1 rRNA gene is annotated in these 514 nt (G+C 53.3%); it reads right to left on the bottom strand.

Annotated elements, in window-relative coordinates:
• Positions 1 to 134: 134 nt before the first annotated feature.
• A 16S ribosomal RNA gene (locus DF185_RS23880) occupies positions 135 to 514 on the bottom strand; the annotation flags it as partial.

Here is a 514-nt window from a genome sequence, read left to right as displayed (position 1 = left end):
GGACACTCAGCTAAGAGCATCGAGGGGGCGCCGAGAGGCAGGGGCTGGGACAGACGGTAGCTCGCCTCGCGGCGGACCGTCAGCTCGATCCCGAGATCCAACTACGAGCTTTTTAACTGCAGCAACTTTAATATACGCTTTTGGAGCTGGAATTACCGCGGCTGCTGGCACCAGACTTGCCCTCCAATTGGTCCTCGTTAAAGGATTTAAATTGTACTCATTCGAATTACGGAGCCTCAATTGAGTCCCGTATCCGTATTTTTCGTCACTACCTCCCCGTGCCGGGAGTGGGGAATTTTCGCGCCTGCTGCCGTCCTTGGATGTGGTAGCCATTTCTCAGGCTCCCTCTCCGGAATCGAACCCTGATTCCCCGTTACCCGTTATCATCATGGTAGGCAAATCACCTACCAACAAATTGATAGGGCAGACATTTGAAAGATCCGTCGCCGACACAAGGCCGACTGCGATCAGTAAAGTTATCCAGAGTCATCACAGAATGTAGCAGGCACAGCCG

This window comes from Marinifilum breve (assembly GCF_003202155.1).
In the GTDB taxonomy this organism is placed as follows: Bacteria; Bacteroidota; Bacteroidia; order Bacteroidales; family Marinifilaceae; genus Marinifilum; species Marinifilum breve.
Note: the sequence above shows the minus strand (reverse complement) of the source record. Positions and strands in the feature narration are given on the sequence as shown.